This window comes from Alistipes sp. 56_sp_Nov_56_25 (assembly GCF_001915285.1).
Classification (GTDB): Bacteria; Bacteroidota; Bacteroidia; order Bacteroidales; family Rikenellaceae; genus Alistipes; species Alistipes shahii.
Map to the genome: position 1 here is coordinate 111,911 of NZ_MNQF01000063.1, position 22,561 is coordinate 134,471.

The 22,561-nt window shown below is 61.6% G+C and carries 19 protein-coding genes; 9 read left to right on the forward strand and 10 right to left on the reverse strand.

The genetic code is table 11. The features are described from left to right. Positions 1-137: 137 nt before the first annotated feature. From BHV64_RS11230 to BHV64_RS11240, 3 genes are all read right to left on the reverse strand, one after another. Positions 138-776 carry an HAD family hydrolase gene (locus tag BHV64_RS11230; protein WP_217727030.1) on the reverse strand — a complete coding sequence of 213 codons (639 nt, stop codon included), beginning with the start codon at positions 774-776 and terminating at the stop codon, positions 138-140. Positions 777-865: 89 nt separating this feature from the next. Continuing rightward, on the reverse strand, positions 866-1,816 hold the full coding sequence (locus BHV64_RS11235; protein ID WP_217727028.1) for a M23 family metallopeptidase: 951 nt from the start codon (positions 1,814-1,816) through the stop codon (positions 866-868). A gap of 1 nt (position 1,817) precedes the next feature. Continuing rightward, positions 1,818-2,840 carry a M23 family metallopeptidase gene (locus BHV64_RS11240; RefSeq protein ID WP_149886066.1) on the reverse strand — a complete coding sequence of 341 codons (1,023 nt, stop codon included), beginning with the start codon at positions 2,838-2,840 and terminating at the stop codon, positions 1,818-1,820. A gap of 96 nt (positions 2,841-2,936) precedes the next feature. On the opposite strand from BHV64_RS11240, the gene alaS reads away from it, so the two are divergent. Together alaS and gpmI are read left to right on the forward strand one after the other, a co-directional pair. Continuing rightward, positions 2,937-5,561, forward strand: a complete 2,625-nt coding sequence (gene alaS / locus BHV64_RS11245) for an alanine--tRNA ligase (RefSeq protein WP_193559071.1) — start codon at positions 2,937-2,939, stop codon at positions 5,559-5,561. 152 nt (positions 5,562-5,713) lie between these two features. Continuing rightward, positions 5,714-7,240, forward strand: a complete 1,527-nt coding sequence (gene gpmI / locus BHV64_RS11250; protein ID WP_195635863.1) for a 2,3-bisphosphoglycerate-independent phosphoglycerate mutase — start codon at positions 5,714-5,716, stop codon at positions 7,238-7,240. Between the two features lie 51 nt (positions 7,241-7,291). On the opposite strand, the gene BHV64_RS11255 is transcribed toward gpmI, so the two are convergent. From BHV64_RS11255 to BHV64_RS11275, 5 genes are all read right to left on the reverse strand, one after another. Beyond that, positions 7,292-7,783, reverse strand: coding sequence for a prolyl-tRNA synthetase associated domain-containing protein (locus BHV64_RS11255; RefSeq protein WP_118406852.1), 492 nt, complete (start codon positions 7,781-7,783; stop codon positions 7,292-7,294). Between the two features lie 3 nt (positions 7,784-7,786). Next, positions 7,787-8,836 carry a glycosyltransferase family 2 protein gene (locus tag BHV64_RS11260; protein ID WP_288115969.1) on the reverse strand — a complete coding sequence of 350 codons (1,050 nt, stop codon included), beginning with the start codon at positions 8,834-8,836 and terminating at the stop codon, positions 7,787-7,789. Positions 8,837-8,839: 3 nt separating this feature from the next. Continuing rightward, a complete protein-coding gene (locus BHV64_RS11265) occupies positions 8,840-9,784 on the reverse strand; it encodes an NAD(P)-dependent oxidoreductase (protein WP_138265522.1) in 945 nt (314 codons plus the stop codon). An 87-nt stretch (positions 9,785-9,871) separates the two neighbouring features. Further along, positions 9,872-10,609 (reverse strand): tRNA threonylcarbamoyladenosine dehydratase, encoded by a 738-nt coding sequence (locus BHV64_RS11270; RefSeq protein ID WP_288115971.1) that lies wholly within the window; start codon positions 10,607-10,609, stop codon positions 9,872-9,874. 9 nt (positions 10,610-10,618) lie between these two features. After that, complete coding sequence (locus tag BHV64_RS11275; RefSeq protein ID WP_149887740.1) at positions 10,619-11,239, reverse strand: TatD family hydrolase; 621 nt, start codon at positions 11,237-11,239, stop codon at positions 10,619-10,621. Between the two features lie 335 nt (positions 11,240-11,574). Between BHV64_RS11275 and BHV64_RS11280 the strand changes: the two genes are divergently transcribed. The 7 genes from BHV64_RS11280 to BHV64_RS11310 all read left to right on the forward strand — a co-directional run bounded on the left by BHV64_RS11280 (position 11,575) and on the right by BHV64_RS11310 (position 18,500). Continuing rightward, on the forward strand, positions 11,575-12,930 hold the full coding sequence (locus tag BHV64_RS11280; RefSeq protein ID WP_015546001.1) for a Na(+)-translocating NADH-quinone reductase subunit A: 1,356 nt from the start codon (positions 11,575-11,577) through the stop codon (positions 12,928-12,930). Between the two features lie 20 nt (positions 12,931-12,950). Further along, positions 12,951-14,060 carry an NADH:ubiquinone reductase (Na(+)-transporting) subunit B gene (nqrB, locus tag BHV64_RS11285; RefSeq protein WP_015546002.1) on the forward strand — a complete coding sequence of 370 codons (1,110 nt, stop codon included), beginning with the start codon at positions 12,951-12,953 and terminating at the stop codon, positions 14,058-14,060. A gap of 11 nt (positions 14,061-14,071) precedes the next feature. Continuing rightward, complete coding sequence (gene nqrC, locus BHV64_RS11290) at positions 14,072-14,923, forward strand: NADH:ubiquinone reductase (Na(+)-transporting) subunit C (protein ID WP_138265519.1); 852 nt, start codon at positions 14,072-14,074, stop codon at positions 14,921-14,923. Position 14,924: 1 nt separating this feature from the next. Further along, positions 14,925-15,572 (forward strand): NADH:ubiquinone reductase (Na(+)-transporting) subunit D, encoded by a 648-nt coding sequence (locus BHV64_RS11295; RefSeq protein WP_217727092.1) that lies wholly within the window; start codon positions 14,925-14,927, stop codon positions 15,570-15,572. Positions 15,573-15,583: 11 nt separating this feature from the next. Further along, positions 15,584-16,192, forward strand: a complete 609-nt coding sequence (gene nqrE / locus BHV64_RS11300) for an NADH:ubiquinone reductase (Na(+)-transporting) subunit E (protein ID WP_044053949.1) — start codon at positions 15,584-15,586, stop codon at positions 16,190-16,192. A gap of 25 nt (positions 16,193-16,217) precedes the next feature. Beyond that, the gene (gene nqrF / locus BHV64_RS11305; protein ID WP_044053950.1) at positions 16,218-17,480 is read left to right on the forward strand and encodes an NADH:ubiquinone reductase (Na(+)-transporting) subunit F; all 1,263 of its coding nucleotides are present in this window, start codon (positions 16,218-16,220) and stop codon (positions 17,478-17,480) included. 384 nt (positions 17,481-17,864) lie between these two features. Further along, a complete protein-coding gene (locus BHV64_RS11310) occupies positions 17,865-18,500 on the forward strand; it encodes a hypothetical protein (RefSeq protein WP_147620120.1) in 636 nt (211 codons plus the stop codon). A 149-nt stretch (positions 18,501-18,649) separates the two neighbouring features. Here BHV64_RS11310 and BHV64_RS11315 read toward each other — a convergent pair whose 3' ends face one another. After that, positions 18,650-20,236 carry a beta-N-acetylhexosaminidase gene (locus BHV64_RS11315; RefSeq protein ID WP_288115975.1) on the reverse strand — a complete coding sequence of 529 codons (1,587 nt, stop codon included), beginning with the start codon at positions 20,234-20,236 and terminating at the stop codon, positions 18,650-18,652. A 75-nt stretch (positions 20,237-20,311) separates the two neighbouring features. Next, positions 20,312-22,528 carry a DUF5689 domain-containing protein gene (locus BHV64_RS11320; protein WP_217727024.1) on the reverse strand — a complete coding sequence of 739 codons (2,217 nt, stop codon included), beginning with the start codon at positions 22,526-22,528 and terminating at the stop codon, positions 20,312-20,314. Positions 22,529-22,561: the final 33 nt, after the last annotated feature.

Sequence of the window (22,561 nt, forward strand, 5' to 3'; positions counted from 1 at the left end):
GAACCGGCTAACGCTGGCTCCGGGCGACTATTCGCGGGGGCGCACGCGCCCCGTCCCCTCCGCTTGCGCTTTTAGCCGGTCCGTCGCTTAACGGCCCCGGCATCGAGTCGGGATCGGATTGTCTCCAAGATTTAAGTCTACAATTTCACCACGAAATAGGACGCTCCGCTGCGGCGTGCCGCCTCGATGCCGATTGCGGAATCCTCGAAGATCAGCGTCTCGCGCGGCGTGCAGCCTTCGCGGCGCATGGCCTCCAGAAAACAGTCCGGAGCGGGTTTTGGACGCTCCACGTCGGCGCCCGAGAGAATGCCGTCGACACGGCCCAGCGGCGCTGCGGGGTCCGTTACGCCGGAATGGAAGCCCGTTTCGGAGACCCCGACCTCTGCCGCGGGGCCGCCGATTCCCAGGTGGCGCATCACGTTGTCGATGTTGGCCCGGCTGCCCGTCGAGACCACCCACACGCGGCCGCCGCCGGCGCGGAACTGCCGGCAGAACGTCCACAGGGGTTCGTTGAGCCGCACGGTGTCGAAAAACGTGGGGTAGAGGGCGATCTTGCGAAGCCGCAGCCGCTCGCGTTCGGCGGGGTCGGCGATTCCGAAGCGTGTGAGAAACTCGTTGCACCGCATTCCGAAGTAATTGGCGGCGTACTCCTCCTCGGTGAGCGTGTAGCCCGCCTCGCCGAGGGCCGCGACGTAGGAGAGCGTGTTGGCCCGCCGGGTGTCGGCCAGCGTGCCGTCGAAATCGAGCAGAAGAAGGCGGATTTCAGAATTTTCCATTTTTCGGTTTGCTATTCGGTCGAAGGCGTGTATCGGCTATGACTCGTTCCAAAGGCTCGTTGCCGCCTGAATCCCGGCTCTTGGCCGGGTCAGTCGAACGACTGCATGCCGGTCTGGGCGATGCGCATCAGGCGTTGGTACTCGGTGGGGGTCAGCTCCATGAAGAAATAGTGGATCGGGTCGACGCGCATGCCGTCGAGCCGCACTTCGTAGTGGAGGTGGGGGGCCAGCGAAAGGCCCGTGTCGCCCGAGAGGGCGATGATGTCGCCCCGCCGCACGGTCTGGCCCTTGCGGACGTTGATCTTCGAGAGGTGGCTGTACGAGGTTTCGTAGCCGTTGCCGTGGTCGATCACCACGGTCTGGCCCTGCGTCGAGTTGCGCTGCGCCGCGTCGCGCACCACGCCGTCGGCCGTGGCGAAGACGCGCGAACCCTCGGGGATGGTGTAATCCACGCCCTGATGCGATTGCAGCGTCTTGTAGAAGGGGTGGATGCGCATGCCGTAGGAGGCTGTGAGCAGCGTCAGCTGCTTGTTGATCACGGGCTGGATCGAGGGGATGTTGTCGCACCTGCGGCCCGCCGTGTCGATGCGCGCCTGCAGTTCGAGGTACGAGGCGTTGAGCGTTTCGAGCTGTCGTTCCATCTCGCTCACCCTCTCGCGCAGTTCGCGTTTGAGCTGACGCGTCGAGCGGCCCACGATCTTTTCGTAGGTCGAACTCTGCCGCTGTTCGTGCTCCGAGTCGAAATCGTACGGCTCCGACTCGAAGAGGATGCGGAAAACGTTGCGGTCGCGTTCCGAAAGGTTTCCCAGAACGGTCGAGAGCGAGTCGTACCGGGTGGACAGCGCCTCGTATTCGCGGCGCAGGCGGTCGGTCGAGTGCTTCATCTGGTATTCGAACGGCGTGTCGAAGAAGACCGAGAAGCCCACGTAGTAGAGCACCGCCATCCCCAGCCACACGAAAAGGTGGACCGTGGCGCGGATGATCCGCTGCTTGCGCCGCCTGCGCCTGCGCAGACGCTCTAAATCCTTTTTACCTGCCATGTCAGAGCTTTTCGAAGTTGGTCTCGCGCATGTTCTCCATCAGGCGTTCGTACTCCTCGGGGGTCATGTTGCGGTTGAAATAGTTGATCGGGTTGACGGGCACGCCCTTGTGGATCACCTCGTAGTGGAGGTGGGGGCCCGTCGAACGCCCCGTGTTGCCCGTCCGGGCGATGATCTGGCCGCGCGTGACGCGCTCGCCGGGTTTCACGAGCACCTCGTTCAGGTGGGCGTAGCGCGTCTTGTAACCGAATTCGTGGTTGAGCAGCACCTGCTTGCCGTAGCCGCCGTTGAAGCCGCTGGCCGAGGCTGTTTCGACCACGGCGTCGCCCGTGGCGTAGACCGGAGTGCCGCGGTCGCAGCCGAAGTCGATGCCCGTGTGGGGGCGGATGTAGCCCAGCACGGGGTGCATGCGGCGCGCGCTGAAGGCGCCGATGTGGTTGTTGTGCAGCGCCGAGCGGTCGATGGGCCAGATGGCCGGGACGGCTGCCGAGAGCTGCTCCTTGTTCTTCGAGAACTGCTGCAATTCGTCGAACGACACCGATTCGAGGTAGATCGTCCGGGCCAGCGCGTCCAGCTGCCGCCATGTCCCGACCATCAGCGGGGCGTAGTCGTCGGCGGCGAGCGGGGCGTATTTCGAATCGGGGTAGGGTTGCCACACGCCCGGGATCGAGAGCGTGTCGGTCGAGAAGAGCGAGCGGTAGACGTAGTTGTCGCGGTGGCGTATTTCGTCGACGCGCTGCTGGGCGGTGCGGATGCGGTCCTGGAGAATGCGGTATTTGATCACCGTCTCGCGGTTGTCGCGCAGGATGCGGTACATCTTGGGCGTGTAGAAGAAGTAGGAGAAGAGGACGTTGGCGATCGACACGAGGATGAATCCGATCAGGATCTTGCGGATCAGGCGGTAGGTGCGGAGCCGGAACGGGGCCGTCATCACGCCGTGCGTGAGAACCTGCGCCTCGTGTGTCAGCTCCTCTGCGCCTGTCCGAAGCGTTTCGGTTCCGAATCTGTGTCCTTTTTCGCCCATCGCGGAAAAATCTCCTTTAATAGGATGCAAATTTAGTTTAAAATGTGTAATTTTGCAACCCGAAATCAAGAACGTGAAAATAGGATAAATCAATATATCATGGAGTCAAATAAAATTCGTCAGGCCTTTCTCGACTTCTTCGAGTCGAAAGGGCATGCTATCGTGCCTTCGGCCCCGATGGTTGTCAAGGGCGACCCCACGCTGATGTTCACCAACGCGGGCATGAACCAGTTCAAGGACATCTTCCTGGGCAACGCCCCCCGCAAGTATCCGCGTGCGGCCGATACGCAGAAATGTCTGCGCGTTTCGGGCAAGCACAACGACCTGGAGGAGGTCGGCCACGACACCTACCACCATACGATGTTCGAGATGCTGGGCAACTGGTCCTACGGCGATTACTTCAAGAAGGAGGCGATCGAGTGGGCCTGGGAACTGCTCCACGGCGTCTACGGACTGCCCGCCGAGCGGATGTACGCCACGGTGTTCGAAGGTTCGGAGGAGGACGGCGTGCCGTTCGACCAGGAGGCTTACGACTACTGGCTCCGGTACCTGCCCGCGGACCATATCATCCGCGGCAACAAGCACGATAATTTCTGGGAGATGGGCGAGACGGGACCCTGCGGACCCTGCTCGGAAATCCACTTCGACCTGCGCGACGAGGCGGAGATCGCCGCCAAACCGGGCCGCGAGATGGTCAACGCGAGCCATCCGCAGGTGATCGAGATCTGGAACCTCGTCTTCATGCAGTTCAACCGCAAGGCAAACGGCTCGCTGGAGGAACTTCCCGCGCGCAACGTCGACACGGGCATGGGCTTCGAGCGCCTCTGCATGATCCTCCAGGGCAAGAAGTCGAACTACGACACCGACGTTTTCCAGCCCACGATCGGCCGCATCGCGGAGATGTCGGGCAAGAAATACGGCGAGGACCGGAAGGCCGACGTGGCCATGCGCGTGATCGCCGACCACCTGCGCGCCATCGCCTTCTCGATCGCCGACGGCCAGCTGCCGTCGAACGTCAAGGCGGGCTATGTCATCCGCCGCATCCTGCGCCGCGCCGTGCGCTACGGCTACACCTACCTCGGCTTTACCGAGCCGACGCTCTGCCGCCTGGTTCCCGGACTGGTCGGGCAGATGGGCGGCCAGTTCCCCGAGCTGAAGGCCCAGCAGGGACTGATCGAAAAAGTGATCGAGGAGGAGGAGTCCTCGTTCCTGCGCACGCTCGCCACGGGCATCAACCTGCTGGACGGCGTGATCTCCAGAACCAAAGGCGAAGGCAAGGAGCTTATTTCGGGCAAGGACGCCTTCGAACTCTACGATACGTTCGGTTTCCCGATCGACCTCACGGAGCTGATCGCCCGCGAACAGGGCGTCGGCGTGGACCTCGCCGCCTTCGAGAAGGAGTTGCAGGCCCAGAAGGAGCGTTCGCGCAACGCCGCCGCCGTCGACACCGACGACTGGGTGGAGCTGTTCCCCATCCGCGAGAGCGTCTTCACGGGCTACGACACGCTGACCGAGAAGGTCCGCATCGCACGCTACCGCCGCGTCACGTCGAAGGGCAAGACATCGTACCAGCTGGTTTTCGACCGCACGCCGTTCTACGGCAACTCGGGCGGCCAGGTCGGCGACATCGGTATGATCGAGAGCGCCAACGAGCGTATTCCTGTCGTGGCCACCGAGAAGGAGAACGGCCTGATCATCCATATCGTGAACCAGCTCCCGGAGAACCCCGCGGCTGAATTTACGGCCCGGGTGGACCCCGAAAAGCGGCAGGCCGCAGCCAACAACCACACCGCCACGCACCTTATGCACGAGGCGCTGCGCAAGGTGCTCGGCGCGCATGTCGAGCAGAAGGGTTCGCTGGTGACGCCCGAAATCCTGCGTTTCGACTTCTCGCATTTCCAGAAGGTGACGCCCGAGGAGCTGCGCAAGGTGGAGCAACTCGTCAACCGGGCCATCCGCGCCAACTATCCGCTCGTGGAGAACCGCGAGGCTACGAAGGAGGAGGCCGAGAAGTGCGGTGCGATGATGCTCTTCGGCGAGAAATACGGCGACAAGGTCCGCATGGTCCGCTTCGGGTCGTCGGTCGAACTGTGCGGCGGTACGCACACCGGCGCCACGGGCAATATCGGCTTCTTCAAGATTCTCTCGGAGAGCGCCATTTCGGCCGGCGTGCGCCGTATCGAGGCCGTCACGGGCGAGCAGGCCGAGAAGGTGCTCTATGCCGCCGAGGACACGATGCGCAACATCGCCGAATACCTCAATAACCCGCAGGTCGTGCAGGCCGTGAAGAAGATGCTCGAAAGCAACGAGACCCTCTCGAAGGAGGTCGAGTCGATGCGCCGCGAGCAGGTGGCCCAGTGGGCCGACAAGATCGCCGCATCGACGCCCGAGCGTCACGGCATGCAGCTTTTCGCCACGCAGACCGACCGCCGTCCCGACTTCGTGAAGGACCTGGCCTACAACCTGCGCCAGCGTTCGCCCAGGCTGGTTTTCGTCGTGGGTTCCGTCTGGGACGGGAAGCCGACGCTGACGGTGATGCTGGGCGACGAGATCACGGCCTGCGGCGTGAATGCCGGAGCCGTCGTGCGCGAGGCCGCGAAGCTGATGCAGGGCGGCGGAGGCGGACAGGCCTTCTTCGCGACGGCCGGCGGCAAGAATCCCGACGGTTTGCAGGCCGCCATCGACAAGGCCGTGGAGCTGATCGGGGCGCAGGTGAAATAATTGTGTGGTCTCCGTCCGCATTCCGGTCGCGATGCGATAAGCCCTTCCCGAGGGAAGGGTTTGGGATGGGGTCAGACTTGTAAACGGCGCCACAGGCGACGAATGCAGCCTCCGGAGGCAATAAAACGGTAGTAATTAAAACAGAGTAAGATATGAATAACAAGGTATTACTTATGATCCTCGACGGCTGGGGAAACGGCCGTCACGATAAGGCGGACGTCATTTCGACCGTGCATCCCGAATACATTTCGGCCATGACCGAAAAATACCCCCATGCCGAACTGCGCACCGACGGCGAGAACGTCGGCCTGCCCGACGGACAGATGGGCAACTCGGAGGTGGGACACCTCAATATCGGCGCCGGCCGCGTCGTTTATCAGGACCTCGTGAAGATCAACCGCGCCTGCCGCGACAACTCGATCATGCAGAACCCGGAGGTGAAAGCCGCGTTCGAATACGCCAAGAAAAACGGCGTGAACGTGCATTTCATGGGCCTCGTGTCGGACGGCGGCGTGCACTCGTCGCTGGAGCATCTTTTCAAACTCTGCGACATCGCCGCCGAATATAAGATCGAAAATACGTTCGTGCACTGCTTCATGGACGGCCGCGACACCGACCCGCGCAGCGGCAAGGGCTTCGTCGCCGACCTCGAAAAGCACATGGCCGCATCGACGGGCAAGGTGGCCACGGTCATCGGCCGTTATTACGCCATGGACCGCGACAAACGCTGGGAGCGGGTGAAAATCGCTTACGACGCGCTGGTCGACGGCGTCGGCGAGAAGGCGTCAGACATGGTCGAGGCCGTGCAAAAATCCTACGACGAGGGCGTTACGGACGAGTTCATCAAGCCCGTCGTGCGCGTCGACGCTGCCGGACAGCCCGTCGGCATGATCCGTCCGAACGACCTGGTGATCTTCTTCAACTACCGCAACGACCGCGCCAAGGAGCTTACCATCGTGCTGACGCAGGAGGATATGCCCGCCGAGGGAATGCACACCATGCCGCTCTACTACTGCTGCATGACCCCCTACGACGCCAAGTTCACGGGCCTGCACATCCTTTTCGACAAGGAGAATGTGCCCGACACCATCGGCGAGTGGGTTTCGAAGCAGGGCCTCAAACAGCTGCGTATCGCCGAGACCGAGAAATACGCCCACGTGACGTTCTTCCTGAACGGCGGCCGCGAGGAGAAATTCGACGGCGAGGAGCGTATCCTCGTCGCCTCGCCCAAGGTGGCGACCTATGACCTCCAGCCCGAAATGTCGGCCCCGGAAGTGGCTGAAAAACTGGTCGCTGCGCTGGGTGAAAAGAAATTCGACTTCATCTGCCTGAACTTCGCCAATGGCGACATGGTGGGCCACACGGGCGTCTATGAGGCGATCGTGAAGGCCGTGAAGGCTGTCGACAAGTGTGTCTCCGAGGTCGTGGAGGCCGCCAGGGCCAACGGCTACGAGGTGGTGATGATCGCCGACCACGGCAACGCCGACAACGCCGTCAATGCCGACGGTACGCCCAACACGGCGCACTCGCTCAATCCGGTTCCCATCGTGGTGGTGTCGGACCGCGTGAAGTCCGTCCGCAGCGGTATTCTGGCCGACGTGGCTCCCACGGTGCTGAAGCTGATGGGGCTGGAGCAGCCTGCCGAAATGACGGGCAAAGCGCTGGTGGAGATGAAATAACCGCTCCCTGCATTGCGAAAAACCCCGGCCGGAAGGCCGGGGTTTTTAGTTTCAGTAGAGTTCGATGAATTCGTAGGAGTTGCCGACGGCGGCGAGGTATTTCAGAAACTCCTCCTGCGGGATGACCACCGTCGCGCGGTTGTCGTTGGGGTGGAACGAGTAGGCGGGGCAGTCGCGCAGGTTGACGTCGAGGAACAGGTGGACGTGGTTCTCCGGGTCGTTGATCAGCCCGAAGGGCGAGACCGAGCCGGGCCGCAGTCCCAGCCAGCGTTCCATGCGCTCGGGCGAGGCGAACGTCAGTTTGCCCTGGCGCAGGCGGGCTTCGAGGTCGCGGATGGCCAGCGACCGCTCCGAATCGAAACACACGAGGTAGTGGCGGTCGCCCTTGTGGTTGCGGAAGAAGAGGTTCTTGCAGTGTTTCGAACCGTCGTCGCGCCACCACTGGCGGGCGATTTCGATGGTCGGGGCCTCGGGGTGTTCATACCATTCGTAGCGGATGCCGCGGGCGTCGAGAAAGTCGAAAACAGGTTGTTTGCGGTCCATGATTCAGGCGTTAAAACGTCCGCGCAGGCGCAGCGACGACCTGCGCAGCGCGATTCGGAGATAGAGGAGCGTGCGACACTCCCTTCCCTTCAGAATGCGGTCGAGCAGCGGGCGTTTCAGCAGCGGATGCCAGCGGGGCGCGTAGGTCTCTGCGCCGAACAGCTCCGGGCGGGCGGCAATGGCTCCGAGGACGCTCCGGCGGTCGCCGAAACGGATGTTGTTTGCGGCCCGTAGCAGCGTGTCGCGGACCAGATTCTGCCGCAGGGCGAAGAGGTATGTCTTGTCCGTGATGCCGAAGCGTTCGGCCAACTGCGGGATGAAGCGGTCGAGCCGCTCGGCGGCCTCGACGAGTTCGCAGGCCGGCATGGGGCGTGTGCTGAGCGTGTTCCGTCCGCGGCGCATGTAGTGCATGTAGAGGCCGCTGCGCCAGACGACCGACTGCATCCGGCTGATGCAGGTGAAGAAGAAAAGGTGGTCTTCGCGGGAGCAGAGGTGTTCGATGAAGCGGATTCCGAGGCGGCGGAGCGTCTCCGTGTGGTAGAGTTTGCAGACGCTGCATCCGTCCTGCAGAAACCGCTGTCCCACGGCTGCCGAAGGATCGTCGCCGATGGCGAGCGCCCCGTCGTCGTAGCTGAAAAACGCCTCGTTCGGCCCCGGCGGCTCGGCCTCCGAAAAGTCGAGCAGTATGCCTTGCATGACGATCGTTCCCGGACCCGGGGCGGGATCGCGGAAAAATTCGGCCAGAAACTCCTTTTCGGCCCAGTCGTCGGCGTCCATGAAGGTGATGAAACGCCCGCGGGCGTTGTCGATGCCCGCATTGCGGGCCGCCAAGACCGACGCTTCGTCGAGCGTCAGGGTGCGGATGCGCCCGGGGTGTTCCGCGGCGTAGCGGGCGCAGCGTTCCCGCGAATCGTCCGACGAGCCGTTTTCGACCAGGATGAGTTCGAAATCGGTGTAGCTCTGGGCCAGCAGGCTCTCCACGCATGCGCCGAGGTGGGGCGCTGCATTGTGGACCGGGATTACGACCGTGAGGTTGGGTTCGGACTGGGACATCGGCTATTGGTTTTGAGGAGTATAGAAATCCCGGATATTCCGTGCGATGCACTCCACGAGTATTTCGATCGCCTCGACGGGCGACCAGGCGTTGTGGGGCGAGAGCAGCAGGCGGTCCGGTTCACGGACCGAGAGCAGGGGATTGCCCGCTTCGAGCGGTTCGTGCGTGAAAACATCAAGCCCCGCCCCGGCGAGCCGTCCGGCGTCGAGGGCCGCGGCCAGCGCCGCTTCGTCCACGATGCCGCCGCGCGCCACGTTGATCAGGATGGCCGAAGGCTTCATCAGCGCCAGTTCGCGCGCGCCGATCAGATTGCGCGTGCGGTCGTTCAGCGGGGCGTGGACCGACACCACGTCGGCCCATCGGAGCAGTTCGTCGAGCGGCTTTTCGGGATAGGGTTCCTCGCGCACGACGCCCGAGGTCGAGGTATAGGCGATGCGGCATCCCAGCGCCTCGGCGACGCGGGCGACGCTGCGGCCGATGTTGCCCAGCCCGACGATGCCCCATTTCGAGCCGTAAAGCTGGTGTGTGGTGCGCCCGAAGTGGTATTGCAGGGGCGATCCTGCATATGCGGTCTTGACGTAGCGGTCGTAATAGACCGTCTGTCGCAGCAGGCCGATGGCCGCGCCGATGGTGGTCTCCGTCACGGCGTGGGTCGAGTAGCCCACGGCGTTTTTCACTGCAATGCCCAGTTCGGCCGCGGCCTCGAGGTCGATATGGTTCATGCCGGTCGCCGCCACGCAGATCAGCCGCAGGCGGGGGAGCTGCCGGAGGGTTTCGCGGCGGAAAACCACCTTGTTGGTGATCACCACGTCGGCTTCGCGGCAGCGGTCGGCGACCTCTTCGCGGGCCGTGGTCCGATAACCCGTGTAGTTGCCCAGCGCGCGGATGGACCCGAGGTCGGCGTCGCCGAGCGAGTATTCGTCCAGAAATACGATGTTCGGTTGCATATCCTTTGTGTTTTTGTAAATTGCGTTCGGCGGCGCGGACTCGGTTCCCGGATGCGGATTCGGTCCGCCGCCCTTTGAAGAGGGCTTTCAGCCCTCCAGTTCGCCGATTAAATCCCTGATCACCACGGAAGCGCATCCGATTCCGAACAGCGCGGGGATGTAGGAGATCGTTCCGACGTTCGACTTCTTGTTCTGCTCCTCGCAGAGGATTATGGCTCCTTCGCGCATCGGCTCGGGAGAGAATACGGCCCGGAACCCCCGGCGGATGCCGATCTTGTGGAGCCGCTTGCGCAGCATGTGGGCCAGCGGGCAGTGGTGGGTTTTCGAGATGTCGGCGATTTCGAGTTTGGTGGGGTCGGTTTTGGCTCCGGCGCCCATCGAGCTGACGAGCGGCAGCCCGCGCTCCAGCGAGGCGGCGATCAGCGCCAGTTTCGGCGAGAGGGTATCGATGGCGTCCACCACGTAGTCGTAGCGCGCGGCGTCCAATAAGATATAGGTCTCCTCGTCCTTGATATATTTGTCGACCACCGTGAGTCCGATTCCGGGGTTGATGTCGCGCAGGCGTTCGGCCAGCACCTCGGCCTTCGGGCGGCCGACGGTCGAATGGAGGGCCACCAGCTGGCGGTTGATGTTGGTCGCGTTCACCGTGTCGGCGTCGGCGACGGTCATGCGTCCCACGCCCGCCCGGGCGATCATCTCCGCGGCATAGGCTCCCACGCCGCCCAGCCCGACCACGAGCACGTGGGCGTTGCGCAGCAGCTCCAGTTTTTCGCTGCCGAGCAGCAATTCGGTTCTTTCCAGCCAGTTATGCGTATGCATTTCCATTTGTCATTGTCATTTGTCGCCCTTCGTCCGGCCCGGTCCTTCGTACTCGCCGCCTGTGAATATTCGTTTGTAATTATCTAAAATTGCCCGTTGCAGCTCCTCCTCCGGCACCCCTTTCGCCTCCGCCGCCCGGGCGTAAATTTCCGCGATGGGCACGGGGCTGTCGTCGGTCTCCAGAAAGAGCTGCGAAAGCGGCGTCTCGCGCAGCGCCGCAAGGGTCTTGGGCGATGCGAACGTGCGTTCGCCGAACGAGAGGCAGTAACCTTTCGCTAGGGCCTGCCGCGCCTGCTCGGGCGAGCCGATGAAGCCGTGGAAAATCACGGCCCGGGGTTCCGAGGCCGCCAGTTCGCGCATCAGCGGCTCGAAGGCCCTGACGCAGTGGAGCACCACGGGTAGTCCCCGCTCGCGGGCCAGCCGCAACTGCGTCCGCAGTGCGGACAGCTGGGCCGCACGGTCGGCGCCTCGCACGAAATCCAGTCCCGTTTCGCCCACGGCCTGCGCCCCGCCGAGACGCTGGCCGAGCGTTGCGGCGTCCTGCGTCGCGGCGTCCCACGGGTGCACGCCCGCCGTGCGGAGTTCGATCCCCGAACCGGTCGGGCGATGGGTGTGTATGTTGACGTAAGGGAGCATCCGGATTGCAAATGTAGGAATTTTAGCGGGAGCATTGCGAATTTGGAGCCAATTTTTTAACCTTCGCTTCCGGCTGCCGGCCGGCGGGACGCGGGGATGTTTTCCGGAGGTTGTTTTCGCTCCGGATTCTTTCGAAATTCTTTCGCATCGGAAGCATTCGTAAGGCCTTTATTTTGTCCCGAAAGCGGGCGCTCCAAATCTTAATTAAATTTAAGAAATAATGGTTTGCGCATGGGGAATTTCGGGAAAAATTTCGTACTTTCGCACGCGAATTAATTGTTAGCTCACTAACAGCCGAACTTGAATTCCAAACATAACAATCAAAATCATTAACCATGTCGAAAATCATTACACTACGCAAGGGTTTAGACATCAATCTGGTGGGCAAACCCCAGGAGTCGCTCGCGGACGCGCCGCAGGCTTCGGAGTATGCCCTCTCGCCCCTCGATTTCGAGGGCGTGACTCCCAAGCTGCTGGTTAAGGAGGGCGATCGGGTGAAAGCCGGCACGCCGTTGTTCTTCAACAAGTACAACGAACGCGTGCTCTTCACGTCGCCCGTCAGCGGTACGGTGGCTGCCGTCAACCGCGGAGAGAAGCGCAAGGTCCTCTCCGTGACGGTGACTCCCGACGCCTCCCAGGAGTACGAGGAGTTTGAGAAGACCGACCTCGGGTCGGCTTCGCGCGAGCAGATCGTCTCCCTGCTGCTCCGGTCGGGCCTTTGGCCGATGATCGTGCAGCGCCCTTACGGCATCATCGCCGACCCCAGCGACACGCCGAAAGCGGTCTTCATCTCCGCCTTCGACTCCGCGCCGCTGGCCCCGGATTACAATTTCGTGCTGAAAGCCGAGCAGAAGAACCTCCAGACGGGTATCGACGTGATGCGCAAACTCACTCCGGGCAAGGTGCATCTCTCGGTGCGCGCCAAGGCCGAAGGGCAGATGCCCTCGCTCAAGGGCGCCGAACTCCACGCCTTTGCGGGCAAACACCCCGTCGGCAACGTCGGCGTGCAGATCCACCACGTGGACCCGGTGAACAAGGGCGAAGTGGTGTGGACGGTCAACGTCCAGGATCTGGCCATCATCGGCCGCCTGTTCAACGAAGGCCGCGTCGACATGACGAAGATCATCGCCGTGGCCGGTTCGGAGATCGAGCGTCCGCAGTACGTCCGCATGGTGGGCGGCGCGAAGGTCGACTCCCTGGTCAAGGGCAACGTGAAGCGACAGAAGGAGGGCGACAGCGTCCGCTTCATCTCGGGCAACGTGCTCACGGGCACCCGGACCGCGCCGGACGGCTTCATGGGCTTCTACGCCAATCAGCTGACCGCCATCCCCGAGGGCGACAAGTACGAACTGCTGGGCTGGGCGATGCCCCGTTTCGGGAAGTTCTCCGTGTCGCGCGCCTATTTTTCGTGGCTCTGCCCGAAGAAGGCCTACAACCTCGACACCAACATGAACGGCGGCGAGCGTCCGTTCGTCGTGACGGGGCTTTACGAGCAGTACCTGCCGATGGACATTTACCCGATGTACCTGCTGAAGGCGTGCCTCGCGGGCGACATCGAAAAGATGGAGAACCTCGGCATCTACGAGGTCACCGAAGAGGACTTCGCGCTGTGCGAGTTCGTCGATCCCTCGAAGATCGAGATTCAGCAGATCATCCGCGACGGTATTAACTTAATGATCAGGGAGGCTTAAAGATGGGACTTCGTAAATTCATGGACAATATCAAGCCCACCTTCTCCAAGGGAGGCAAGCTGGGCTTTCTGGAGTCGACGTTCGATGCGTTCGAGACGTTCCTCTTCGTACCCAACACCACGACCTCGAAGGGCGCGCACATCCGCGACTGCAACGACATGAAACGTACGATGATCATGGTCGTCGCGGCGCTGATGCCGGCTTTTCTGTTCGGTTGCTACAACACGGGCATCCAGGTCGGACTCGAAGGCTTCACGGCCTTCTTCTACGGACTGGTCCGCGTGCTGCCGATGGTCTGCGTTTCCTATATCGTGGGTCTGGGCATCGAGTTCGGGTTCGCGCAGGCGCGCGGCCACGAGGTCAACGAGGGTTTCCTCGTCACGGGTCTGCTGATCCCGATGATCTTCCCGGTGTCGACGCCGCTCTGGATGGTCGCGCTGTCGACGGCTTTCGCCGTGGTCTTCGGCAAGGAGGTCTTCGGCGGTACGGGCATGAACGTCTTCAACCCCGCGCTGCTGGCGCGCGCCTTCGCCTTCTTCGCCTACACCCCTTCGATGTCGGGTGAGACGGTGTGGTACTCCGACTGGACGATGATGGGCGCGCAGGTCGACGGCATCACCGGCGCTACGGCCCTCGAACAGCTCGGCACGACCGGCGCGATGAACTACTCGCCGCTGGACGCCTTCCTGGGCTTCATCCCCGGATCGTTCGCCGAGACTTCGACGCTGGCCATCCTTCTCGGAGGCGCCATCCTCCTGTTCACGGGCATCGCCTCGTGGCGCACGATGGCGTCGGTGTTCGTCGGCGGACTGGCGATGGGTTACCTCTTCCAGGCGCTCGGCGTGACGACCTATCCCGCCTGGTATCACCTGATCGTCGGCGGCTTCGCCTTCGGTGCGGTCTTCATGGCCACCGATCCCGTGACTTCGTCGCAGACCAACACGGGCAAATACATCGTCGGCCTGATGACCGGCGCGCTGGCCGTGCTGATTCGCGTGGTCAACCCGGCCTATCCCGAGGGCATGATGCTTTCGATCCTCTTTATGAATGCGCTGGCGCCGCTGGTCGACTACTACGTGGTCGAGGCCAACATCTCGCGCCGCCGCAAACGTGTCAAACTCGCAAAATAGGGGAGACTGTTATGGCAACGAAAAAATTCAAATGCAACGTCTGCGGCTACATCCACGAAGGAGACGCCGCGCCCGCTAACTGCCCCGTCTGCGGAGTTCCCGCCTCGGAATTCACCGAGCTGAAGCCGGAGAAGAAGGGCCTGTTCAGCGACAAGAACGGCAATGCCTATATTATTATGTACTCGACGGTGATGGTCGTCATCGTGGCCACGCTGCTCGCGCTGGCCGCGCTGGGACTCCAGAAACGCCAGTACGAGAACGAACTCAACGAGAAGAAGCACGCCATCCTCGCGTCGCTGTCGGCCGGTGACCGGTCCTACGACGAGTTCATCGACGCCTATGTCGTCGACAAGGACGGCAGGCGCGTCGACGGCGAGGATGTCTTCGCGCTGCTCAACGACCTGCCGGGAACCTTCGAGGCGGGCAAGTTCCCGATCTTCGAGGCCCGGGACGGCCGGGTGGTCATTCCCGTGACCGGCATGGGTCTCTGGGGACCCGTCTGGGGCTATGTGGCTCTCGAGAAGGACATGAACACCGTCGCCGGCATCATCATGGCCCACAAGGGCGAGACCCCGGGTCTCGGCGCCGAGATCGCGACGCCCAAGTACCAGGCCAATTTCGTCGGCAAGACGATCTTCGACGGCGACAAGTTCGTTTCGGTGACGCTCCGCAAGGGCGGCGCCAAGGACCCCGCGCACGAGGTGGATGCCATTTCGGGCGGTACGAAGACCTCGGACGGCGTGACGGCGATGCTCTACAACAGCCTGGAGAACTACCTGCCCCTGCTGGAGGCCAAGCGCAACGCTGCGGCTCCCGCTCCGGCCGAAGTGTCTAACGAAGAAAACGTAGAAAACAATGAGTAAGATGGAAAAAGAGCCTTTGTTTTCGGCAAAGAACCTCAAATACCTGATCGGTCCGTTCTCGGCGAACAACCCGGTCATCGTGCAGATCCTCGGTATCTGCTCGGCGCTGGCCGTCACCGTACAGCTCAAGCCCGCCATCGTCATGGCCCTGTCCGTGACGGTCGTCACGGCCTTCTCGAACCTGGTGATGTCGCTGCTGCGCAACGGCGTTCCCTCGCGCATCCGCATCATCGTCCAGCTGGTGGTCATCGCCGCGCTGGTGATTCTCGTCGACCAGGTGCTCAAGGCTTTCGTCTACGAAGTCTCGAAGCAGCTGTCGGTCTACGTCGGACTGATCATCACCAACTGTATCGTCATGGGCCGCATCGAGGCCTTCGCGCTGGCCAACAAGCCCTGGGCGTCGTTCCTCGACGGTATCGGCAACGGTCTGGGCTACGGTCTGATTCTGGTCATCGTGGCCTTCTTCCGCGAGCTTTTCGGTTCGGGCAGCCTCCTGGGCTACCGGATCATCCCCGAGAGCTGGTACATGGCCGAGGGCGGCTTCTATTCGAACTGCGGACTGATGCTCTTCCCGCCGATGGCGCTGATCATCGTGGGCTGCATCATCTGGGTGCACCGTTCGCGCAACAAGGACTTACAGGAAAAATAGGAGGATAACGTATGGAATCATTGAATATCTTTATCCGGTCGATCTTCATCGACAACATGGTCTTCGCCTTCTTCTTCGGCATGTGCTCCTACATCGCCGTGTCGAAGAGCGTGAAGACGGCCCTGGGACTCGGCGCCGCCGTTACGTTCGTGATGGTGATGACCGTTCCGCTGAACTACCTCTTGTACGAATATGTGCTGAAGGCCAATGCGCTCGTCGAGGGCGTGGACCTGAACTTCCTGTCGTTCATCGTCTTCATCGCCACCATCGCGGCGTTCGTGCAGCTGGTGGAGATGATCGTCGAGAAGTTCTCGCCGACGCTTTACAGCCAGCTGGGCATCTTCCTGCCGCTGATCGCCGTGAACTGCGCCATCATGGGCGGCTCGCTGTTCATGCAGCAGAAGGTCGACGGCGGCGAACTGACGTCGCTCTGGCAGACGATCGTCTACGGACTCGGCTCGGGACTGGGCTGGTGGCTGGCGATCGTGATGATGGCCGCCATCCGCGAGAAGACGACCTATTCGCACATCCCCGCGGCGCTGAAAGGCCCCGGCATCGCCTTCATCATCACCGGTCTGATGGGTATCGCCTTTATGATTTTCTCGGGCATTCAGTTCTAACCTTTAAAAAAAGAGATTCCGATAAATGACTACAACGATTTTAATAGCGATTGCGGCCTTTCTGGCCATAACGCTCGTGCTGGTCGCACTGCTTCTCTATGCGAAGGCGAAACTGACCTCCTCGGGCGACGTCGTGATCGACATCAACGGCGGTGAGAAGGTCATCACGACCGAAAGCGGTTCGACGCTGCTTTCGACGCTGGCCAACAACAAGGTGTTCCTGCCTTCGGCGTGCGGCGGCGGCGGCTCGTGCGGCATGTGCAAATGTCAGGTGCTCGAAGGCGGCGGCGACATTCTGCCCACCGAGACGGGCTTCATCTCGCGCAAGCTGGCCAAGGACCACTGGCGTCTCGGCTGCCAGGTGAAGGTCAAGGAGAATATGAAAATCCGTGTTCCCGAGGCCGTGCTGGGCGTCAAGAAGTGGGAGTGCACCGTGGTCTCGAACCGCAATATCTCGACTTTCCTCAAGGAGTTCGTCGTGAAGCTGCCCGAAGGCGAGAACCTCAAGTTCCGCAGCGGCGGTTACATCCAGATCGACATTCCGAAGTACGACGCCATCAAGTTCTCGTCGATGGACGTGGACGAGAAGTTCCGCGCCGACTGGGACAAATTCAAGATGTGGGATCTGGTGACGACCAACCCCGAACCGACGTTCCGCGCCTACTCGATGGCCAACCATCCGGCCGAGGGCAACATCATCATGCTCAACATCCGTATCGCCACGCCTCCGTTCGACAAGGCCACGGGCGGTTTTATGAAGGTCAACCCGGGTATCTGCTCGTCGTATGTCTTCTCGCGCAAGCCGGGTGACAAGATCACGATTTCGGGTCCTTACGGCGAATTCTTCCTGCCGGACAATCTGCCCTCGACGCAGGAGCTGATCTTCATCGGCGGCGGTGCGGGCATGGCTCCGATGCGCAGCCACCTGATGCACCTGTTCAAGACCGAAAAGACCGACCGTCCGGTGTCGTTCTGGTACGGCGCGCGTGCGCTGAAGGAGGTTCCCTATCTCGACGAGTTCCACCAGATCGAGAAGGATTTCCCCAACTTCTCGTTCAATCTGGCCCTCGACCGTCCCGATCCCGAGGCGGACGCCGCCGGAGTGAAGTACACGCCGGGCTTCGTGCACAACGTGCTCTACGAGAACTACCTCAAGAACCACCAGGCTCCCGAGGACTGCATCTACCTCATGTGCGGACCTCCGATGATGATCGCTTCGGTCGTCAAGATGCTCGACAACCTCGGCGTGCCGCCGGAGAATATCTTGTACGACAACTTCGGCAGTTAGTGAGTGCAATGACCACCAAAACGCCGTAGGCGAATAAAAGAGGAAGGACGGAAGATCGAATTGATTCGAAACTTTCGTCCTTACTCTTTTATTGATCCCGCAGGGATTGTCGGTTCATTGCCGAACGCCGTCGAAGTCACGGAGCGCGGTTATCGCGAGCGGAGGCGAGCGATGCGACGTAACTTGCGTTCGGTGTGAGGATTCATTGCCGAACGCCGCCGAAGTCACGGGCGGCGGGGCGAAAATCGGCGATGACGGAGGCGGGATGGTGCGGCGACGGGATGGTGTACGGCGGATGAGGGCGCGAATGGAACTTTCGGAGCCTCGGAATTTGGCGGATCGGAAATAAAACCGTAAATTCGGATAAACTTCAAATAGGGTGCTATGAGACTTGTCCTGGCGTTTGTCGCATTGTTGCTGTCGCTTCCCTTATCCCCGCAGGCAAGGCCGAAGGGATATGAGTTGGACTATTATCGGGTTCGTCTGGAATCTGTCGAGACCGATGGCGCCCGGGGCGGCGTTATCGGCAATCCCGAGAATGAGCAGGGATTCACCACGCCCGGCTACCGGGATTCCACGATCCGCGTCGTTTTCACCTTCGAGCCGACGCATGTCGATTTTTCCCTGACCAACGAGAGCGATTCCGACTTCGGAATCATCTGGGACGAGGCCGTCTTCGTGGATGGAGTTTCGAATGCCGCAGAGGGGGTGTTTCACCGGGGTGTGAAGCTGCTCGACAGACACGACGCGCAGGTTCCTTCCGTGGTCGTGAAGGGAAGCTGTGTTTCGGAGTCGCTTGCCGTCAAGAACCGGGTTTTTTACAGTCGCGACCTCAAACGGTGGGTATTCGAGAATCTCCTGCGGGATGCGGATAAGCTTACGCAGATAAAAATACTGTTGCCGATCGAAACCGCCGGAGGGCGTCGGGACTACCTGTTCGTGTTTTCCGTCCACTGGGAGAACCGGAAGGTCCGGGCCGAGTTCGATACGGGCCGGTGGTTTTACGTATCGGAGAAATAGCCGCTTTCGGCCGGGACGCTTTCGCGTGCCGACGTTCCCATGGCTGCGTCCGGGGCGTTGCCGGGGCTTTGGGCGGGCGGCGCATGGAAAAACACCCCGCAGGTCACAGGACCTGCGGGGTGTTCGGCTTCGGAAGCGCTGCCGGCGCGTCATTCGATGCCCTCGAACAGATAGGGGGCGTAGTTGTAGCCTTCGGCCTTGTAGACGGCGACCAGTGCCGGAATCCGGCGCACGAAATCGTTGTAATCCTTGCGGTCGTTGGCCCAGCCCGTCTCGGCGAGAGCCGCCATGCGCGGCAGGACCATGTGCTGTGCGTGGCGGATGTCCGCGATGTACTCCGTCCAGAGGTTGCACTGCACGCCCCTGATCCGTTTCTGGTCGGGCAGCGTGAGCCGGTCGCAGGGGTCGAGGCGGTAAGCCTGCCGCACCGAGACGTAGCGGGTGTTGCCCAGCGGTTCGTAACGCTCCGGGTCGGAGGTCTGGCTGTAATCGAAGTAGCAGTACCATTTCGGCGTCATAATCACCGGGTTTCCCCGCTGTGCGGCCTTGATTCCGGGGTCGCTTCCGTTCCACGACATGATGTTCGCGGTTTTCGAAATGCCGCCCTGGAGGATTTCGTCCCAACCGATGATCTCCCGGCCGTGGGTATGCATCCAGCGTTCGATGCGGTGGATGAAGTAGCTCTGCAACTGGTATTCGTCCTTGAGCCCCTCCTCGCGGATGCGCTGCTGGCAGAGGGGGCACGCCTTCCAGCGTCCTTTGGGACACTCGTCGCCGCCGATGTGGATGAGCTTCGAGGGGAACAGCGCGAGCACCTCCGTGAGCACTTTCTCGATGAATTCGAACGTCGTCTCCTTGCCCGCGCAGTAAACGTCGTCGCTGATGCCCCAATGGGTCCATACGGCATAGGGACCTCCCGTGCAGCCGAGCCACGGATAGGCGGTCAGCGCCGCCAGCCCGTGCCCGGGCATCTCGATTTCGGGAATCACCTCGATATGGCGCTCTGCGGCGTAGCTGACGATCTCGCGGATCTCCTCCTGCGTGTAGAACCCGCCGTAGGGTTTGCCGTCGTAAACGCCCTCTTTGTTCTTGTCGTAGCGTCCGACGAGCGTTTCCGCACGCCGGGACCCGATCTGGGTGAGCAGCGGATATTTTTTGATCTCGATCCGCCAGCCCTGATCGTCGGTCAGATGCCAGTGGAATTTGTTGATCTTGTGCAGCGAGAGGATGTCGATGTAGGTCTTCACGTCCTCGACCGGGAAGAAATGGCGGCAGACGTCGAGCATCGCCCCGCGGTAGGCGAACGTGGGCTTGTCGCGGACGACGCAGGCGGGAATCTCTCCTCCGGCGACCAGCTGCTGGAGGCTGCGAAGCCCGTGCAGCACCGCCTGGGGCGTCGATGCCGTGACCGTTATGCGCTGTCTGCCGACTTCCAGAAGGTACTCTTCGGCTTCGTAGCCCGGTTGCAGTTGCAGCGTCACGGCATGTTTTTCGGGTGCGGCGGTGACGGCGGGGTCGGTTCCGGGGAGCTTGCCGACGGCGCGGGCGAAAATCTCCGCGGGCGTGCGCAGCTGTTCGTCCGTGATGACGACGGGCGTTCGGGGCGTCAGCCGGAACGATCCCGGCAGTTCTTCGACCTCGGCGGGGCGGGGTACGATGCGGACGCGTCCGTCGCAGGCTGCGAATCCCGGCAGACAGGCCTGGACGGCGAAAATCAGGAATAGAAGGTGTTTCACGGTTTGGATTCTGGTTGAGCGGTTAGGGAAGCCCCGCCTGCAAAACGTTTGCAGGCGGGGTGCTTCCGGATAGGGTTATTTGTTGTAACGTACGCCGATGTAGGAGAAGGCGATCTCTCCGGTGGTGATGGTCTGGTCGTCGAACTCGCCGTCTTCCTTGCCGCCGGCTTTCTTGTTCGCGGCCGAGAAGCGGATGCATACGTCGTCCTTGCCGAGCAGTTCGAGCGGCAGAGGTACGTTGATGTACTTGTAGCCGGCGCACTGCCAGTAGAGGGTGTAGTTCCAGTTCACGATGTCGGGGACCTGGAATTCGGTGATCGGGTTCCAGTCGTCGCGGTTGTTGTCGCCGTGTTCCGACCAGTCGACCCTGATGTAGCGGGGGCCTCCGATGCTGCGGTTCTGCATGGCTACCTGCATCGAGAGCACATCGGTCGAGATGCCCTGCGTCGAGAAGTGGAGCAGCCATGCTTCGCTGCGGTCGGTTTCGGTGTTCCACCACTGGCACTTGTTGGTCCAGGCCGAGAATTCCGCGCTCGTCAGGTTTCCCTTGCCGTCGTGGTTGGTTCCGGGGTCAGAACACATTTGTTTGCCGTTTTCGACGACGCCGTTTCCGTTGATGTTGCCTTTATTGGTGCCGCCCCAGGGTTTCTCTTTGTCGGGGTTGGATTCGTTGCCGATGGGGCCGAGGTAGCTCGGGTCGCTCACGCCCCAGCCTGCGTCGCCCGATTTCTCGTCGGGATGGGTGAAGGTCAGGTAGCCGTTGTCGCCGGTCGTGGGGCGGAAGATGTGGCTTTCGAGCTTGCCGTAGCGGTATTCGGTCAGGAGGGCCGAGAAGCTGTTCTCGAAATCCTTCTCCAGCGCGATGTCTTCGCGGGTGAGGTGGCGGATCTGGTAGCGGCCGATGTCGCCCATGTCCTTCGATCCCATCCAGACGAAGCGGTCGTGGGTCTCGTGAACCAGTACGCCCGAGATGTTCCCCGAACCGTAGGGCAGCATGCTGCCGTCGCGGCGGTATTTGCAGGTGGTGTTGGTCAGCATGTAGAAGCTGTCGCCGTTCTTGTCGCGCACCAGCATCGGGTATTTCGTTTCGCGGTTGGCATTGGTGCTGCGTGCATAGCCTTCGTTGATCGGCGTCAGGCTGCCTTTGCGTACGGGAAGTTCGCAGTCGGCCAGCGTTACCCAGGTGTATACGTCCATGTCGGTCAGCTCGTTGTAGCGCTTCACCTTCTGCGGAATGTCGGCCGCCGAGCCTGACACCGAGGACATGACCATCGCCGAGGTGACTTTCTTGAGAATGTAGCGTTCGGGGTTCGACTCCGCTTCGACCGTGACGCCCTTGAGCAGGATGCGGACCTTGCTGTAACGTTCGAAGATGTTGTCGTCTTCGGTCACGGTCTTGATCATAAAGCCCTGCGAACCGTCGAGGCTCTGGATGTAGGCCGTGCGGTAGGTCTCGGTGTAGTCGATCGAGGTCTGTCCCGTCATCATGTTCTCGCCGTTGTTGCCGTTGCCGATGTCGCTGATGATGCGTCCCTCGATGTAGACGTCCTTGTTGACGATGCCCACCAGGTCGCGCACCTCGCTGAACGAGATTTCGTGCCCGAACTCGTTCTTGGCGTTGGCCTGCGTGAGGTAGACCGTCGAGGAGATGGTCCGGTTCCACCCGTCGCGGTAGCTGAGGGTGATGCGGGCGTTGCGCAGGGCTTCGGGGTCGGCGTTGGGGTCGGTCTGGAGAATCAGGAACCCGTTGCTGATGTCGAGGTCCGAAATCCATCCGCCCTCGTCGGCGCTCGTGTAGACGATCGACTGCCGGAGGTCCTCCAGTTCGAGGTTGGTGGAGAGCTGCGCCGTCGCCTGTCCGCCGTCGCCGAGCACCATGATGCTGCGGGTCGAGAAGTCCAGTTTCGGGGTGATGAAGCCCTCCTGTTTGATGTATACGGTATCCGCGCGGTTGTGGGTCCAGAGGCGGATGCCCTCCATGCGGGGGAAGCCGTCGTTGGTCGTGGCCTGGAATTTGAAATAGTCGTCGCCCGTGAAATGCGTTCCGCGGCCCTCGGTGTCGAGCGTGAGCCATCCGTTGTCGGGATTGATCAGTTCGATGTCGTAGGGTTGGTTGGCGAGGACCGGAATGCTCCCCGTGCCGCCTTTCCAGGGGGCTATGATCTCTTTCTTGTAGGGGCCGAACTCGGAGACGCGGGTCTCTTCGCCGTTGTCTTTTTCGCAGGCCGTGAGCGCCAGCCCGCCCAGCAGCGGGAGCAGCAGCCTTCGGTACAATGATTTTATCTGTTTCATCGTGGTCTGAATTTGGTTTCGCGCATCGGCGGG

What these genes read in the sequence shown, in the direction of transcription:
- BHV64_RS11230 (WP_217727030.1), bottom strand. Translation starts at nt 776, where the DNA reads ATGGAAAATTCTGAAATCCGCCTTCTTCTGCTCGATTTCGACGGCACG.
- BHV64_RS11235 (WP_217727028.1), bottom strand. Translation starts at nt 1,816, where the DNA reads ATGGCAGGTAAAAAGGATTTAGAGCGTCTGCGCAGGCGCAGGCGGCGC.
- BHV64_RS11240 (WP_149886066.1), bottom strand. Translation starts at nt 2,840, where the DNA reads ATGGGCGAAAAAGGACACAGATTCGGAACCGAAACGCTTCGGACAGGC.
- gpmI (WP_195635863.1), top strand. Translation starts at nt 5,714, where the DNA reads ATGAATAACAAGGTATTACTTATGATCCTCGACGGCTGGGGAAACGGC.
- BHV64_RS11255 (WP_118406852.1), bottom strand. Translation starts at nt 7,783, where the DNA reads ATGGACCGCAAACAACCTGTTTTCGACTTTCTCGACGCCCGCGGCATC.
- BHV64_RS11260 (WP_288115969.1), bottom strand. Translation starts at nt 8,836, where the DNA reads ATGTCCCAGTCCGAACCCAACCTCACGGTCGTAATCCCGGTCCACAAT.
- BHV64_RS11265 (WP_138265522.1), bottom strand. Translation starts at nt 9,784, where the DNA reads ATGCAACCGAACATCGTATTTCTGGACGAATACTCGCTCGGCGACGCC.
- BHV64_RS11270 (WP_288115971.1), bottom strand. Translation starts at nt 10,609, where the DNA reads ATGGAAATGCATACGCATAACTGGCTGGAAAGAACCGAATTGCTGCTC.
- BHV64_RS11275 (WP_149887740.1), bottom strand. Translation starts at nt 11,239, where the DNA reads ATGCTCCCTTACGTCAACATACACACCCATCGCCCGACCGGTTCGGGG.
- BHV64_RS11280 (WP_015546001.1), top strand. Translation starts at nt 11,575, where the DNA reads ATGTCGAAAATCATTACACTACGCAAGGGTTTAGACATCAATCTGGTG.
- nqrB (WP_015546002.1), top strand. Translation starts at nt 12,951, where the DNA reads ATGGACAATATCAAGCCCACCTTCTCCAAGGGAGGCAAGCTGGGCTTT.
- nqrC (WP_138265519.1), top strand. Translation starts at nt 14,072, where the DNA reads ATGGCAACGAAAAAATTCAAATGCAACGTCTGCGGCTACATCCACGAA.
- BHV64_RS11295 (WP_217727092.1), top strand. Translation starts at nt 14,925, where the DNA reads ATGGAAAAAGAGCCTTTGTTTTCGGCAAAGAACCTCAAATACCTGATC.
- nqrE (WP_044053949.1), top strand. Translation starts at nt 15,584, where the DNA reads ATGGAATCATTGAATATCTTTATCCGGTCGATCTTCATCGACAACATG.
- nqrF (WP_044053950.1), top strand. Translation starts at nt 16,218, where the DNA reads ATGACTACAACGATTTTAATAGCGATTGCGGCCTTTCTGGCCATAACG.
- BHV64_RS11310 (WP_147620120.1), top strand. Translation starts at nt 17,865, where the DNA reads ATGAGACTTGTCCTGGCGTTTGTCGCATTGTTGCTGTCGCTTCCCTTA.
- BHV64_RS11320 (WP_217727024.1), bottom strand. Translation starts at nt 22,528, where the DNA reads ATGAAACAGATAAAATCATTGTACCGAAGGCTGCTGCTCCCGCTGCTG.